The following is a 15,659-nucleotide window of genomic DNA, read 5'->3' on the forward strand; positions in this document are numbered from 1 at the left end:
CGGTTCGGTCCGCCGACCCGACGCGACGAACCGAACAACGGCTCGTAGGACCATCGGGGCGGTTTGACAGCACGTACCCCATTGCTCACTTAATGTGCACCACCCCGTACGGTGCGTATCGGGACGACGCTGTTCAGAAGCAGGGAGGTCCGGCCTTGGAGACCCCGACGGATACCTCGGCGCCCATTGCCGACAATGCCAAGTCCGCTGCCCCCACGGAGCCGACCGTCCCGCAGCAGGCGACAGGCCGGAAACAGGCGACGGCCGTGGTTGAAGTCGAAGCCGAGGAACTCGGCGAGCAGGCCGAAGCCGCCGCCCCGGCCGAAGCCGCCGCCCCGGCCGGAGCTGTCGAGCAGGCCGGAGCTGTCGAACCGGCCGAAGCCGTCGAGCCGGATGAAGCAGAGGAGTCGGCCAAGGCTGAGGAAGCTGCCGGACCGGCCGAAGCCGCCGAGTCGGCCGACGTCGCCGGACCAGCCGAAGCCGCGGAGCGGGCCGAAGCCGAAGAGCCGACCGAAGCCGCGGAGGCGGCCGGAACCGCTGAACCGGCCGAGGCCGCAGAGCAGGCCGACCCACCCGGATCCACCGAGCCCGCCGACGAGGCTGACCCCGCCACCCCGGCTGAAGCAGCGGAGTCGGCCGAGGCCGCCACCCCGGCCGAGCCCGCGAAGCCGACCGAGCCCGCCGCCCTGCCCGCGTCCGTCGACCTCGCGGACCCCGGCTTCTGGCAGCTGCCCGCCCCCGACCGCGCCGCCGCCTTCGCCGAGCTGCGCCGCCGCCCCGGTCCGGTGTTCTTCGGCGACCGCGCCACCGGTCGCGGCTTCCACGCCCTGGTCCGTCACGCCGACGTGGTCGAGGCCAGCCGCACCCCCGCCGTCTTCCTCAGCGGCCCCGGTGTGACCACCCCCGTCCCGGCCCGCTGGGTCCGGCTGCTGTTCGGCGACTCGATGGTGAACCTGGACGACCCCCGCCACGCCCAGCTGCGCCGGATCGTCTCGCGGGCGTTCACCCCGCGGCTGCTCGACCGGGTCGAGGAGGACGTCCGGCGGATCAGCACCGAGCTGGTCGACCGGATCGAGCGGGAGCGGCCGGAGGACTTCGTGACCGCGGTCGCCGCCGAACTCCCGTTCCAGGTGATCTGCACCATGATGGGCATCCCGGAGCGGCCGCGCCGCACCATCCTCGACCTGGTCAACCGCACCTCCGAGGACATCGGTGTGGCCCGGCCGCTGCGCCGCCGGCTGCGGGTGCCGGGGCGCGGGCTGCGGGCGCTCGCCCGGATGCAGGGCATCGTCGCCGGGATCGGCCGCCGTCGCCGTCGCCGGCCGGAGGAGGACCTGATCTCCGCGCTGGTCACCGCCGACGTGGACGGCCGCCGGCTCACCGGACGCGAGCTGGGCGCCTTCTTCAGCCTGCTGCTGGTCGCCGGGGTCGAGACCACCCGCAACGCGCTGGCCCACGGCCTGCACCTGCTGACCGTCCACCCCGAGCAGCGCGCCCTGCTGCTCGAGGACCTCGACGGACGGCTCGGCGGCGCGGTGGACGAGATGGTCCGCCACGCCACGCCGATCATCCAGTTCAACCGGACCCTCGCCGTCGACCACGAGCTGGGCGGCTCCGGCGGCCCGCTCCTGCGCGCGGGGGAGAAGGTCGCGCTGTTCTACGGCTCGGCCAACCGCGACGAGGAGGTCTTCCCCGACCCCGACGTCTTCGACATCACCCGCACGCCCAACGCCCACCTCGGCTTCGGCGGCGGCGGTCCGCACTACTGCCTCGGCGCGCACCTGGCCCGGCAGGAGATGACGACGCTGTTCCGCGAGCTGTTCACCCGCCTTCCCGAGGCGCGGTCGGTCGGCGAGCCGCAGCTCGTCCCGTCCAGCTTCGACCACCGGGTCCGCTCGCTGCGCTTCACCTTCTGAGCCTCCTGAGCGCCCCGGCCGCCCCGGCCGCCCCGGCCACCCTGAGCGCGCCGGAGGTCCCGGACCTCCTGAGCGACCGGTCCCCTCCGGACGGCCGGGGCTCCGGCGGCTACTCGGCCGGCTCCCAGACCGCGTTGTCGTGCGCGAACAGCACCCGGTGCGGCCCGTGATCGGCCACCCGGTCGAGCCAGGCCCGGTACCCGGGCAGCGGCGGGGCCACGCCCTCGCGCACCGCCCGCCGGGCGAGCACCGCCTGCCCGTACTCGGAGGCGAAGTCGTAGGCCTGCCCGGCCAGCAGGACCGGCCCGCCGCCCGGGCGGTCCACCAGCAGCGACTGGTGGCCCCCGGTGTGGCCGGGGGTGGGCAGCACCCGGACGCCCGGCCAGACCTCGGCCTCCCCGTCGAGTTCGCGGTACTCGGCGCCGGGGAAGTCGACCAGCGCGTCGATGGTGTACCCGCCGCGCCGGGCGGTGGCCAGCTCCTCGGCCTGGACCAGGACGGGCGTGCCGGCGAACAGCGGGTTGCCGCCGCAGTGGTCGAAGTGGAGGTGGCAGTTGACCACCAGGTCGATGTCGGCGACGGCGACCCCGGCCGCCGCGAGCGCCTCCGGCAGCGGGCGGCGGACCGGGCGGTAGTGCGCCTCGGTCTCCGGTTCGCCGCCACCGATCCCGGTGTCGAACAGCAGCAGTCCCTCCGGACGCCGGACCAGGTACGCGAGCACCGGTTCCACGCGCGGCTCCGGGCCGCCCACTTCGGTGGCCGGTCGGACGAAGTACCCCAGGTCGAGACGGCGGATCACGTGCAATTCAGCCCCCATGTCGCAGTGCGTCGCTCTGCCCCCGTACGGGCGGCCGCGCGGGCCCCCCGTTCGCACCCTACCCGCCGACCGGCAGCCCCCGGTCGGCCTTCACCTGCTTCATCGTCAGGTGCGAGTTGACCTGCGCGATGCCCGGCAGGCCGGAGAGCACGTCGGTGATGAAGCGTTCGTACGCGGCGATGTCGGCCACCGCGATCCGCAGCAGGTAGTCGGGCTCGCCGAACAGCCGGTGGGCCTCCACCACCTCCGGCAGCTCGGCCACCCGGCGCTCGAACTCGGCGACCGTCACCTGGTCCTCGTGACGCATGGTGATCGTCACGAAGGGCTGGAACCCGCGTCCGACCGCCGCTCCGTCCAGCACCGCCCGGTAGCCGCGGATCACACCGTCCTGCTCCAGTTGACGCACCCGGCGCAGGCAGGGGGACGGGGTGAGGTCCACCCGGGAGGCCAGCTCGGCGTTGGTCAGGCGCCCGTCCTGCTGGAGCTCGCGGAGGATTCTGCGGTCGATTCGGTCCATGGCGCAACATTCTGCCAAAACGCCGCTCCGACCAGCGCGAAGTCGCCATCGCGTGCCAGCCCGATCCGGCTACCTTCAGTGACCGAACCCGCTGCCGGGGCACTCCGGCAGATCCCCGGGGCACCCCGGCAGGCCGCTGGAACAACCTCCGGCCGACCCGCCGGAACGACCCCTGGCCGATCCGCCGGGCCCACACCGCGACGAGCACGACAGGCCACGCCCACACCCATGGACACCCACGCCCTCCTCCTCTTCCTCGGAGTCGACCTCCTGCTGGTCTGCACCCCGGGCCCCGACTGGCTCTACATCGCCGCCCGCGGCCTCGGTCAGGGACGCCGTGCCGCGCTGATCGCGGTCGGCGGGGTCTGCGCCGGGTACGCCGTCCACACGCTGCTCTCCAGCGCCGGACTGGCCGCCGCGCTGCGCGCCGTCCCGGCCGCCCTGCCCGTGCTGCGCCTCACCGGCGCCGCGTACCTGCTGGTGCTGGCCGTCATGATGCTGCTGGCGCTGCGCAAGAGCGGGGGCGCCGCCGCCCTCGCCGCGCCCAAGCCGCAGCCCACCGCGACGGTGCTGCGCCAGAGCATGCTGACCGCGCTGCTCAACCCCAAGGGCCTGCTGCTCTACCTGTCCCTGGTGCCGCAGTTCGTCGACCCGGACGCCGCCCTGCCGGTCGGCGGCCAGGTGCTCGCGCTCGGCTCGCTCAACGTGCTGGCCTGCGCGGTGGTGTACGGGCTGGTCGCGTACGCCAGTGGGCGGCTCGGCGGTCGGTTCGGCGGCACCCCGCAGGCGGCCCGCCGGATGACCATGGTCTCGGCGGTGCTGTTGATGCTGGTGGCGGGCGTCACAGCGAGCGCCTGAGAACGGGAGCACAATGCCGGGCATGACCGAGCGCCCGTTGCCAGAAGGAACCACCGCGGCCACTGGAACCACCGGAACGGCGGCAGCTGCCGGAGCCGTCGACCGCCCGACCGCCCACGCCTGGGCGGCTCTCGGCGGACCGCCCGAGCTGCTGGAGCGGGTGACCTTCCACGGCCCGGAGGACGTCCTGCCCTCCGGGCTGCCGGTGCGCCGGCTCGCCCGGGCCACCGTGGCGGTCTGCTCGCTGGCCGCCGCCGAGCTCGCGTCCCACCGCGCCGGAGGCTCGGCGCCCCTGGCCGCGTCCGTCCCCGCCGTCCGGGTGGACCAGGGGGCCGTCGCCACCGCCTTCGTCAGTGAGCGGCACCTGACGGTCGACGGCCGCGCGCCCGTCAACTTCGCCCCGCACTCCGGCTTCTGGCGCACCGCCGACGGCTGGGTGCGCACCCACGCCAACTACCCGCACCACCGGACCCGGCTGCTCTCCGCCCTCGGCCTCGCCGCGGACGCCGGGCCCGAGCAGCTCGCCGAGGTGCTCGGCAGGCTGCCGGCCGAGCGGATCCAGGAGCGTGCGTACGCGGCGGGAGCGCTCGCGGTGGCCGTCGTGCCGGTGAGTAGCGTCGTGCACCCCCTCGTGGAGCACCTGGAGGTCGGCGCCGCCGCCGGAACCGCGCCGGTCCGCCCGCTCGGCCAGGCCCCGGTGGACCGGCCCGCCGCCGGGATCCGGGTCCTCGACCTCAGCCGGGTGATCGCCGGACCGGTGGCCACCCGTACCCTCGCCCTGCTCGGCGCCGACGTCCTGCGGGTCGACTCGCCCCGGCTGCCCGAGGCCGACGACGCCCACGCCGACACCGGCTTCGGCAAGCGCTCCACCCGCCTCGACCTCGCCGAGCCCGCCGACCGCGCCGTCTTCGACGGCCTGCTCGCCACCGCGGACGTCGTCGTCTCCGCGTACCGCCCCGGCTCCCTCGACGCCCACGGCCTCGGCCCCGACGCGCTGTTCGCCCGTCGCCCGGACCTGATCCTCGCCCAGCTCTGCGCCTGGGGCTGGACCGGCCCCTGGGCCGGGCGGCGCGGCTTCGACAGCCTGGTCCAGGCGGGTGTCGGCATCGCCGCCCACGAGGCCGCCCCCGAGACCGGATCCGCCACCGGCGGCCGCCCCGGCGTGCTGCCCGCCCAGGCCCTCGACCACGGCACCGGCTACCTCGTCGCCGCCGCCGTGCTGCGCTCCCTCACCGACCAGCGCACCCGCCGCCCCGGCGGCCGCCACCTGCGCTTCTCCCTCGCCGGCACGGCCTCCTGGCTGCTGCACGGCATCGAACCGGAGACGCCGCGGGGAGGCCCGTCCGAGCCCTACGACCCCGCCCGCCGGCTGGCCGAGGTCGACTCCCCGTACGGGCGGCTGCGCCACGCCCTGCCGCCGATCGGGTACGAGGGGGCGCCCGCCGACTGGTCGCGCCCGCCGGGGCGTTGGGGAACGGACGAGCCGGTCTGGCTCTGACGGCCTCGGGCGGACGCTGTCCGAGGCGTCTGGCAGCATCGCCGTCATGACCGCACACGCCACGGACTACACCTGGTTCACCCGGCGCTACCCCGTCCTGGGTGAGGCCTGCTGCCTCACCCAGGTGCAGGGGCTCGCGGCCGGTGAACTGCTGCGCCGTTTCAACGCCCTGCCGGGGACGGGCGCCGTCGGGCTGGAGGAGGTGGTGGCCCGCTGGAGCTCCTACACGAACGGGGCCGACGCCGAGGCCAGGGAGCTGTTCGACCCCGCCGAGGACCGGCTGCTCGTCGCCGTCACCGAACTCGACGGCTGGGCACTCGCGGTGGAGCCCTTCGGCTACCTCGGCACCCTGGACGCGGAGATCCTCCGGCTCGCCGAGGGCACCCGGCTGGTCTCGCACTACCGCAACGCCCTGGGGGCCGACCACTTCCACTGGTGGGAGCACGGCATCCAGCGGCTGCACTTCGAGCCGCTCTTCCCCGACCAGCGGGACGGTACGGACGCCGAGGCGCCCGGCATCCCCGAGCTGCTGACCGCCTGCGGCTTCGAGCTGGAGACGGAGGCGTACGACCGGTGCGGCGAGGCCGCGTTCGCGCTCGCCGAGCGGCTGACCGACGTCCGGCTCGACCCGGAACGGCTGGAGGCCGCGACCTTCCGGATCGGCTACGCCCCGCGTCCGTGAGCCGTTCCGCGCAGCGCTGAGGCCGAGCCCCGGCGGGACGCGGCCTCGGTGTGCCGGACGGCTGTTGTCAGACCCCGGACGGGATCTGCTTGGCCCGGCTGCGGACCTGGAGTGCCGTCACGATCTCGACCAGGCCCAGGATCACCAGCCAGCACCCGGACAGTACGGCCAGCGCGGTGATCGACCCGACCGGCCACACCATCAGCAGCACACCGGCCAGGGTGTTGGCCACGCCCGCGAAGGCCTGCCAGCCCCGGGCGGGCATCATCGGGTCGGAGATCGCGGCGGCGAGCTGGGTGATGCCGCGGAACAGCCAGCCGATCCCGATCCAGAGCGCGAGCAGCAGCAGCGACTGCACCGCACTGCGGAAGCAGAGCAGTCCCAGCAGCACGCAGATCGCGCCGCTGATGAAGGCCAGCACCCGCAGCGCGGTGGTGGAGTGGGTGCCGAACGCGGCGATCAGCTGCACGATGCCGATCACCAGCAGGTAGAGGCCGAACAGCACACCCACCACCAGGAGCGTCTCCCGGGGCCAGGCGAAGACCACGATCCCGAGGGCGAGCGAGGCGAGTCCGGCGACCAGCAGGACCTGCCAGGCGGCCTTGGCGAGCAGTCCGAGCGGACCCTGGACCGGGGTGCCGTCGGGGGTGATGATCGGAGGGGCCACGGTGGCGTACTCCTCGGGGCTGACGCCGGGGCGGCCGGCTGACGGGCAGGGAACGAACCCCAGCCTCTCCGCGCCACGGTCGGACCGCGCGTCGGATACGGCCGTTCGGGGGATTCGCCGCGGTCGCCGGAACGTCACCCTCCGGACACTTGCCGTCGATACCATCCGTCGGTATGACTTCTGAAGGGTGGGGGACCCCTCCGGTCGAGCCGATCAGCCAGCACTACATCGTCTGCGGGGGCAACGCGCTGGCACACCGACTGGTCCTGGAACTCGTCGAGCACTACGAGGTGCCGGTCGTCGTCCTGGTCGCCGACCGGACCCGCGACCACGCGCCGCAGATCGAGCAACTCTCCGGCGTGGCGGCGGTCGTGGAGTACGCCAGCGTCACCGAGGAGGCGCTGCGCGCGGTGTCCATCGGCACCGCGCGCGGCCTCGCCCTGGTCGAGGGGAGCGACCAGGAGAACATCCACGCCGCGCTCAGCGCGCAGAACCACAACCCGGACATCCGCATCGTGTTCCGGATGTTCAACCAGCGGCTCGGCGAGAACATCGAACGGCTGCTCAGGAACGGTGCCGCGCTCTCCGGCTCCGCCACCGCCGCCCCGGCCTTCGCCTCCGCGGCGCTCGGGCGGCCCAACTCGGTGGAGATCGAAGGGCGTTACCTGCACATCGCGTTCGACGACGACATCACCTCCGACCGGATCTGCGTGGTCGCCGACCAGATCGACCGGCAGGACCTCGGCAGGATCCGGCTGCTGCCCGAGCAGCAGGGAGACTCGGCCGAATTCGTCCGGCTCGCCGCCGAGTTCGGCGACCAGGGGCCGATCCGCCCCGGTGGCGTACGGCCCGAACTGGCGCCGTCGGCCGAACCAGCGCCGTCGGCCGGTCCGGAGCCTTCGCCCGGCCCCGCCCGGGAGGGGGAGCCGGGTGGCCGGGCGGCGCTCCAGGTGCTGCGGATCGAGCCCCGGGAACCGATCGACTGGATGAGACGGCTGCGCTGGCGGCTGCTCGACACCATGCGCTTCTTCACCAGTGCCCGGATGCGCCTGGTGCTGCTCACCGCCCTCGCGGCGGTGCTGCTGGCCTTCGGCGTGCTCTGGTACCTCAACCGGAACTTCGGCTGGACCGTCTACATCGCGCTGCTCGACCTGGCCGGCGCCGCCCAGCCGGACCAGCTCTCCGACGTCGCCGCCGGGACGGGGGCGGGCACCGGCGGGTTCTGGCAGCGGGTCGCGCAGGTGGTGATCACCATCTGCGGGATCACCTTCGCGCCGGTCGCCACCGCGATCGCGGTCGAGGTGCTGGGCTCCGGGCGGCGCGGGCAGCCGCGCAACCCCGGGGCGGGCACCCGGGACCACGTGATCGTCGTCGGCCTCGGCAACGTCGGCACCCGGGTCGCGACCCAGCTGCACACCATGGGCGTGCCGGTGGTCTGCATGGAGCGGGACCCGCAGGCGCGCGGCATCGCCGCCGTACGGGCACTGGGGATCCCGGTGGTGATGGGCGACGGCCCGTTCGAACAGCAGCTGCGCCGGGCCCGGCTGAAGCACAGCAGGGCGCTGGTCGCGGTCAGCGGGGACGACGCCACCAACCTGGAGGCGGCCCTGGAGGCGCGCCACGGGAATCCCGAGGTCCGGGTGGTGGTGCGGCTGTTCGAGGACGACTTCGCGAGTCACTTCTACAAGACGCTGGACAACGCGGCCTCCCGGTCGGTGTCCTACCTGGCCGCGCCCGCCTTCGCGGCGGCGCTGATGGGGCGCGAGGTGCGCGGGACGCTGTCGGTGCTCCGGCACGTGCTGCTGATCGCCGAGCTGACGGTGGAGGACGGCAGCGGGCTGATCGGGCTGAACCGGCACGACCTGGAGGACCCGGGCGGCGTCCGGGTGATCGCGGTGCGCTTCGCCCACGGCGGACAGCTGCAGTGGAACTTCCCCGACCGCACCCGGCGGCTCGCCCCGGGCGACCAGATCGTGGTCGCCGCCACCCGCAGCGGGCTCGCCCGGCTGAACACGGTGGCGGTGGAGGAGCAGGGCTGAGCGGGGCTGTCCTCGGACAGGGTTCAGCTGACAGATTTCAGATGTTGAAATCTGAAATCTGTCAGCTGTTATCCGTCGGCCGTCAGTTGTCAGCCGTCCTCGGCCGTCAGCGGTTCTGGAACTCCGGCGGGCGCTTCTCGGCGAAGGCCGTCATGCCCTCCTTCTGGTCCGCCGTGGCGAAGGCCGCGTGGAAGAGCCGGCGCTCGAAGCGGACGCCCTCGGCGAGCGTCGTCTCGAAGGCGCGGTTGACGCTCTCCTTCATCATGATCGCGGCCGGGGCGGACATCGCCGCGATCGTCTCGGCGGTGGCCAGCGCCTCGGACAGCAGCTGGTCGGCGGGGACGATCCGGGAGACCAGTCCGGCCCGCTCGGCCTCCTCGGCGCCCATCATCCGACCGGTCAGGCACAGCTCCATGGCCTTCGCCTTGCCGACCGCCCGGGTCAGCCGCTGCGAGCCGCCGATGCCCGGGATGACGCCGAGCTTGATCTCCGGCTGCCCGAACTTCGCGGTGTCCGCCGCCAGCAGGACGTCGCACAGCATGGCCAGCTCGCAGCCGCCGCCCAGCGCGAACCCGGCGACCGCCGCGATCACCGGCTTGCGCAGGGCGCCGAGCCGGTCCCACGGGCCCAGCCAGTCGTCCAGGTAGACGTCCGGGAACCGGTTGCCCTGCATCTCCTTGATGTCGGCGCCGGCCGCGAAGGCCTTCTCCGAGCCGGTGATCACCAGACAGCCGATCTCCGGGTCCCGGTCGAAGGCGGTCGCGGCGGCGACCACCTCGTTCATCAGCTGGGTGTTCAGCGCGTTGAGCGCCTTGGGCCGGTTGAGCGTGATCAGCCCCACCCGGCCCTTGCGCTCGACCAGGATCGTCTCGTAGGTCTCGGTCTCGGTCATCGCCGTCGACTCCCATTTCCGCTGCTCGGCGCCCGTGGGAGCGCCCTGACCACCCAACGATCTACGACGTGCCCCGCCTCGCGCCAGTCTTGGTATGCGAGACGCCGGTCACCAGGGGACGGAGGCGGCGGCACGGGCGACGGGACGGAGGCGGCGGCGGGACGGAGCGACGGCCGGACGGACGCCGGGCCGGTCAGAAGCGGACGCCGTAGCGCTCCGCCGCCTGCCGTACGGTCTCCGCCTTCACCTCGCCGCGGCGGGCCAGCGCGGCCAGCGCCGCGACCGTCACCGACTCGGCGTCCACCCCGAAGTGCCGCCGCGCCGCCGCCCGGCTGTCCGAGAGGCCGAAGCCGTCGGTGCCCAGCGAGGTCCAGTCCTGCTCCACCCACGGGCGGATCTGGTCCGGCACCGCGCGCATCCAGTCGCTGACCGCCAGCACCGGCCCGGGCGCCCCGGCCAGCGCCCTGGTCACGTACGGGACGCGGGCCGCCGCGCCGGTACCGGCCGCGGCCTGCGCCAGGTTGGCCGCGTCGCAGTCCAGCGCCTCGCGGCGCAGCTCCGTCCAGGAGGGTGCGGACCAGACGTCGGCCGCCACGCCCCACTCCTCGCCGAGCAGCCGCTGCGCCGTCAGGGCCCACTGCACGGCGGTGCCGGAGGCGAGCAGTTGGAGCCGCGGCGGGTCGGCGGGCAGGTCGACGGCCGGGGTGGCGGACGACGCGGCGGCGTCCGCCGTACGGTAGCGGTAGAGGCCGCGCAGGATGCCGTCCACGACCTCCTCGCCGTCCGGGAGCGCGGGCTGCACCAGCGGCTCGTTGTAGACGGTGAGGTAGTAGAACACGTCCTCGCCGTGGGGGTGTTGCTCGCTGCCGCCATACATCCGGCGCAGGCCCTCGCGGATGATCATGGCCACCTCGTAGCCGAACGCCGGGTCGTAGGAGAGCGCGGCCGGGTTGGTGGAGGCGATCAACTGGGAGTGGCCGTCGGCGTGTTGGAGGCCCTCGCCGGTCATGGTGGTGCGGCCGGCGGTGGCGCCGACCAGGAAGCCGCGGCCCAACTGGTCGGCCATCGCCCACATCTGGTCGGCGGTGCGCTGCCAGCCGAACATCGAGTAGAAGATGTAGAACGGGACGACCGGCTCGCCGTGGGTCGCGTACGAGGTCGCGGCGGCGGTCAGCGAGGCCATCGAACCGGCTTCGGTGATGCCCTCGTTGAGGATCTGGCCGGTCGTCGACTCCTTGTAGTGGAGCAGCTGGTCGCGGTCGACCGGGTCGTAGGTCTGCCCGAGCGGGGAGTAGATCCCGGCGGTCGGGAAGAGCGACTCCATGCCGAAGGTGCGCGCCTCGTCCGGGACGATCGGCACCCAGCGGTGGCCGGTCGCCTTGTCCCGCAGCAGGTCCTTGACCAGCCGGACGAAGGCCATGGTGGTGGCGATCTCCTGGTTGCCGGAGCCCTTGAACAGCGTCTCGAAGGGCTTCGCGGGCGGGGTGGGCAGCGGTGTGAAGCGCACCCGGCGGGCGGGCGCCGGCCCGCCCAGTGCGGCGCGGCGCTCGCGCAGGTAGCGGGCCTCCGGCGAGTCCGGGCCGGGGTGCGCGTACGGGGGCAGAGGGTCGTTCAACGCGGCGTCCGGAATGGGGAGTTCGAGCAGGTCGCGCATGGCCCGGAACTCGGCTCCGGAGAGCTTCTTCATCTGGTGGTTGGCGTTGCGGGACTCGAAGCCGGGGCCGAGCGTCCAGCCCTTGACGGTCTGCACCAGCACCACGGTGGGCGCGCCCCGGTGTTCCAGCGCCGCGCGGTAGGCCGCGTACACCTTGCGCGGCTCGTGGCCGCCCCGGGAGGTGGCGACCGTCTCGATCAGCCGCCGGTCGTCCACGGTGTCGGCGAGCGCCCGCAGTTCGGGCGAGCTGTGGAAGAGGTGCTCGCGGACGTACCCGGCGTCCGAGGCGGCGTAGGTCTGGAACTGCCCGTCCGGCACCTCGCCGAGCCGGCGGACCAGTGCGCCCGTGGTGTCGCGGGCCAGCAGCTCGTCCCAGGCCTCGCCCCACAGCGACTTGACCACGTTCCACCCGGCCGCGCGGAAGCGGCGCTCCAGCTCCTGCACGATCTTGCCGTTGCCGCGCACCGGCCCGTCCAGGCGCTGCAGGTTGCAGTTGACGACGAAGGTGAGGTTGTCCAGGCCCTCCCGGGCGGCCAGCGCGAGCGCGGCGGTGGACTCGGGCTCGTCCATCTCGCCGTCGCCGAGGAAGGCCCACACGTGCGAGCCGGAGGTGTCCTTGATACCGCGCGCGGTCAGGTAGCGGTTGAACCGGGCCTGGTGGATCGCCGAGAGCGGCCCGAGGCCCATCGAGACGGTCGGGAACTCCCAGAACCAGGGCAGCCGGCGCGGGTGCGGGTAGGAGGGCAGGCCGTCGCCGCCGGCCTCCTGGCGGAAGCGGTCCAGCTGGGCCTCGGAGACCCGGCCCTCCAGGAACGCGCGGGCGTAGACGCCGGGGGCGGCGTGGCCCTGCACGTACAGCTGGTCGCCGGAGCCGTCGGCCTCCTTGCCGCGGAAGAAGTGCTGGAAGCCGACCTCGTACAGCCAGGCGGCGGAGGCGTAGGTGGCCATGTGCCCGCCCAGGCCGCCGCGGTGGTTGCCCCTGGTCACCATGGCGGCGGCGTTCCAGCGGTTCCAGGCGGTGATCCGGCGCTCCATCTCCTCGTCGCCGGGGAACTCCGGTTCGGCGGCGGTGGGGATGGTGTTGACGTACGGGGTGTCCAGCAGCGGAGGGACGTCGAGCCGCTGCAGCTCGGCGTGCTCGACGAGGCGGCGCAGCAGGTGGGCGGCGCGGTTCGGTCCGCCGAAGTCGCGGGCGGCGTCGAGGGACGCGCGCCACTCCGCGATCTCCTCGGGGTCGTGGTCGGGAAGCTGGTCGAGCTGGGACACGGGTGGTTCCCCTTTACCGGTGCGCTTCAGGGTGCTTATTCCAGGATGCGGAATAGCATTTCTCTCCATGGAACTATTTGGACGGTAGAGAGTGATCGGGTGGCCCGTCAACCGCTACTGGTGGGTAGTTTGAGCGATGATCGATCATCTCTATGCGAACTTTATGGGGAAGGGCAACCCCGGCCCGAGCGGCTCAGTCGGAGTGCCGGGCGTACTCCAGGACGTGCTCGGCCAGCAGTCGGCCGACCGCCGGGTCCTGCCGCCGGAAGGCCTCGATCAGCGGCCGGTGGTCGGCGGCGTTCTCGTGCAGCTCCGGCCGGACCCGGTGCAGCGACAGCACCGTCCACACCTCGACCCCGAGGCCCTCCCAGGCCCGCAGCAGCGTCCCGTTGCCGGAGGCGGCGACGATCTCGCGGTGGAAGGCCACCCCGTGCCGGGCCTGGCCGAGGGCGTCGCCCACCGCCGCGGCCGCCGCCATCCGCTCGGCGTGCCGCTCCAGCGCGGTGGTGTCCCCGGCCAGCCGGACCACCGCCGACTCGGCGGCCAGCCGCTCCAGCGCGGCCCGCACCTGGTAGACCTCGCGCAGCTCGGCCGGGCCGATCCCGCGCACCCGCACGCCCCGGTTGGGCTCGGCGTCGAGCAGCCCGAGGGTCTGGAGTGCGCGCAGCGCCTCGCGGACCGGCGCCTGGCTGACGTTCAACTCGGCGGCCAGGCGCCGCTCGACGATCCGGTCCCCGGGCTGCCAGCGGCCGTTCAGCAGGCCCTCCAGCAGCAGCCCGCGCACCTGCTCGCCCAGCGGCACCCGGGACAGCGGGTCGGTGCCCCCGGCCGGAGTCGGCGGCGGGACCGGGTGGTTCATGGCGGGCTCCAGGTGTGCCGGTGGAGGTGGGGCGGGGGAAGGGGGCGGGGGAAGGGGTGGGGCTCAGGCCAGGCCCAGTTCGTCGCCCACGCGCGGGGCGAGGAAGCGGGCGACGTCCGCCTCCGTCACCTCGGAGAGCGTGCCGGGCTTCCACCGGGGGTTGCGGTCCTTGTCGATCACCTGCGCGCGGACGCCCTCGACCATGTCGTGGCCCTCCAGCGCGGCGCAGGAGATCCGGTACTCCTGGTCGAGCACGGCCTCCAGCGAGGGGAGCGCACGGGCGCGGCGCAGCGCGGCCAGGGTGGTCTTCACGGCGGTGGGGGAGTTCGCCAGGACGGCCTCGGCGGCCTCCTTCGCCTCCGGGACACCGGAGTTCAGCAGCCGGTCGACGATCTCCTCGACCGTGTCGGCCGCGTAGCAGGCGTCGATCCAGGGGCGCTGGGCGGCCAGTGCGGCGGGCGGCGCGGGCTCGGCGTGCGCGGCGACGACGGTCGCGACGGCGGAGGCGACGGCGGTGGTGCCGGCGGTGGTGGTGCCGGGCGCCGTGGCGGTGCTCCGGCCCAGGGCGTCGAGCAGGTCCGGGATGCGCCGCGAGGGCACGAAGTGGTCCGCGAACCCGCACAGCAGGGCGTCGCCCGGGCCCATCGAGGCCGCGCTGAGCCCGAGGTGGGTGCCCAACTCGCCCGGGGCGTGGGCGAGCAGCCGACTGCCGCCGACGTCCGGGGCGATCCCGATCCGGGTCTCGGGCATCGCGACGGTGGACCGCTCGGTGACGATCCGCACCGCGCCGTGGGCGGACACGCCGACGCCGCCGCCCATGGTGATGCCGTCCATGACCGCGACGTACGGCTTCGGGTAGCGGGCGATCAGCGCGTTCAGCCGGTACTCGTCGCGGAAGAACGCCCGGGTGCCGGCCCCGCCCGCCTTGGCGTCGTCGTGCATCGCGCGGATGTCGCCGCCCGCGCACAGGCCGCGCTCGCCCGCGCCGGTCAGCACGACGGCGCGTATCCGGTCGTCCGCGGCCCAGCCGTCCAGGGTGGCGCGCAGGGCGGTGACCATGCCGTGGGTCAGCGAGTTGAGCGCCCGGGGGCGGTTCAGCACGAGCCGTCCGACGCCGCCGTCCAGGAACGCCTGGACCTCCGCCACCTCTGCGTTCATCGGGCCCGCTCCCGTTCCTCGGTGCTGTCGTCGGCGATGTCGATTCCCGCCGTCCACCGTACCGGGGCGGGCGCCCGTTGTGATCACTCGCCCGGCGATCATGTTTCCGACGGGCGCTCCAGGGGCGCTCCGCGGTGCGCGGGAGGCGCTACGGCCAGGCGCGCAGGGCGAGTTCGGCGGTGCGGGCCAGGTCGGCGGCGGTGGCGCCGTCGCGGGCCTGCTGGGACATGCCCTGGAGGACCGCACCGAAGTAGCCGGCCAGCCCCTTCGGGTCGGCCTCCGGTGGCAGTTCGCCGTCCTGCTGTGCCCGGCGCAGCCGCTCCTCGAAGGTGCGCAGGTTCCCGTTGCGTCGCTCGCGCAGCTGGTCCTGGATGACGGCGTCCTGCGGGGTCACATTGGTGGCGGCGGAGATCACCAGGCAGCCGGCCGGATGCGACGGGTCGGCGTAGACGGCGGCGGCCTCGCGCAGGATGCGGGCGAAGGCGCCGTACGCGGTGGGCTCCTCCGCCAGCGCGACGGCCGCGAACTCGCCGGCGGGGGAGTGGCCGTACTGGCGGACCACCTCCTCGAACAGCGACCGCTTGTCGCCGAAGGCCGCGTACAGGCTGCCGGGGCGGATGCCCATGGCGGTGGTGAGGTCGGTGACGGAGGTGGCCTCGTAGCCGTGCTGCCAGAACAGCCGGGTGGCCGCGGCCAGGGCCTCGGCGCGGTCGAAGGCCGGCGGGCGTCCGCGACGGGGAGTGCGCGGCGGGCCGGTGGGCCCGTCCGGGGATGCCGTTGTCGCCGCGTGTGCCTCTGTCATGCGCTGAATTTTAGAGCACTCACTCAAGAAGTGT

General features: G+C 73.9%; 13 protein-coding genes. 5 read left to right on the top strand and 8 right to left on the bottom strand.

Features of this window, described 5'->3' with window-relative positions:
* The first annotated feature begins 686 nt into the window (after window positions 1–686).
* Window positions 687–1,916: a cytochrome P450 gene (locus AMK13_RS25255; protein WP_074004426.1), complete on the top strand. Its 1,230-nt coding sequence runs from the start codon at window positions 687–689 to the stop codon at window positions 1,914–1,916.
* A 109-nt stretch (window positions 1,917–2,025) separates the two neighbouring features.
* On the opposite strand, the gene AMK13_RS25260 is transcribed toward AMK13_RS25255, so the two are convergent.
* Window positions 2,026–2,733, bottom strand: a complete 708-nt coding sequence (locus AMK13_RS25260) for an N-acyl homoserine lactonase family protein (RefSeq protein ID WP_074004195.1) — start codon at window positions 2,731–2,733, stop codon at window positions 2,026–2,028.
* Between the two features lie 58 nt (window positions 2,734–2,791).
* Window positions 2,792–3,250, bottom strand: a complete 459-nt coding sequence (locus AMK13_RS25265) for an Lrp/AsnC family transcriptional regulator (RefSeq protein WP_049652743.1) — start codon at window positions 3,248–3,250, stop codon at window positions 2,792–2,794.
* Window positions 3,251–3,478: 228 nt separating this feature from the next.
* On the opposite strand from AMK13_RS25265, the gene AMK13_RS25270 reads away from it, so the two are divergent.
* From AMK13_RS25270 to AMK13_RS25280, 3 genes are read left to right on the top strand one after another with little or no spacing between them, the layout of a single operon-like run.
* Window positions 3,479–4,108, top strand: a complete 630-nt coding sequence (locus AMK13_RS25270; RefSeq protein WP_074004196.1) for a LysE family translocator — start codon at window positions 3,479–3,481, stop codon at window positions 4,106–4,108.
* 22 nt (window positions 4,109–4,130) lie between these two features.
* Window positions 4,131–5,606 (top strand): CoA transferase, encoded by a 1,476-nt coding sequence (locus tag AMK13_RS25275; RefSeq protein WP_079272430.1) that lies wholly within the window; start codon window positions 4,131–4,133, stop codon window positions 5,604–5,606.
* Between the two features lie 46 nt (window positions 5,607–5,652).
* Entirely contained in the window at window positions 5,653–6,288 is a 636-nt protein-coding gene (locus AMK13_RS25280; protein WP_074004197.1) for a DUF6461 domain-containing protein, read from the top strand.
* A 67-nt stretch (window positions 6,289–6,355) separates the two neighbouring features.
* Here the strand turns inward: AMK13_RS25280 and AMK13_RS25285 are convergent, their stop codons facing one another.
* A complete protein-coding gene (locus tag AMK13_RS25285; protein WP_049652737.1) occupies window positions 6,356–6,955 on the bottom strand; it encodes an HdeD family acid-resistance protein in 600 nt (199 codons plus the stop codon).
* 173 nt (window positions 6,956–7,128) lie between these two features.
* On the opposite strand from AMK13_RS25285, the gene AMK13_RS25290 reads away from it, so the two are divergent.
* Window positions 7,129–8,994, top strand: coding sequence for an NAD-binding protein (locus AMK13_RS25290; protein ID WP_074004198.1), 1,866 nt, complete (start codon window positions 7,129–7,131; stop codon window positions 8,992–8,994).
* Window positions 8,995–9,100: 106 nt separating this feature from the next.
* On the opposite strand, the gene AMK13_RS25295 is transcribed toward AMK13_RS25290, so the two are convergent.
* The 5 genes from AMK13_RS25295 to AMK13_RS25315 form a co-directional block, all read right to left on the bottom strand.
* Window positions 9,101–9,886, bottom strand: coding sequence for an enoyl-CoA hydratase (locus AMK13_RS25295; RefSeq protein WP_074004199.1), 786 nt, complete (start codon window positions 9,884–9,886; stop codon window positions 9,101–9,103).
* Window positions 9,887–10,079: 193 nt separating this feature from the next.
* Entirely contained in the window at window positions 10,080–12,806 is a 2,727-nt protein-coding gene (gene aceE, locus AMK13_RS25300) for a pyruvate dehydrogenase (acetyl-transferring), homodimeric type (protein WP_074004200.1), read from the bottom strand.
* Between the two features lie 193 nt (window positions 12,807–12,999).
* Window positions 13,000–13,665: a GntR family transcriptional regulator gene (locus AMK13_RS25305; RefSeq protein ID WP_074004201.1), complete on the bottom strand. Its 666-nt coding sequence runs from the start codon at window positions 13,663–13,665 to the stop codon at window positions 13,000–13,002.
* Between the two features lie 63 nt (window positions 13,666–13,728).
* Window positions 13,729–14,823 carry an enoyl-CoA hydratase/isomerase family protein gene (locus tag AMK13_RS25310; RefSeq protein WP_074004202.1) on the bottom strand — a complete coding sequence of 365 codons (1,095 nt, stop codon included), beginning with the start codon at window positions 14,821–14,823 and terminating at the stop codon, window positions 13,729–13,731.
* A gap of 148 nt (window positions 14,824–14,971) precedes the next feature.
* The gene (locus tag AMK13_RS25315; protein ID WP_074004203.1) at window positions 14,972–15,625 is read right to left on the bottom strand and encodes a TetR/AcrR family transcriptional regulator; all 654 of its coding nucleotides are present in this window, start codon (window positions 15,623–15,625) and stop codon (window positions 14,972–14,974) included.
* Between the last annotated feature and the right edge of the window lie 34 nt (window positions 15,626–15,659).

The organism is Streptomyces sp. CB02056 (assembly GCF_001905545.1).
GTDB lineage: Bacteria > Actinomycetota > Actinomycetes > Streptomycetales > Streptomycetaceae > Kitasatospora.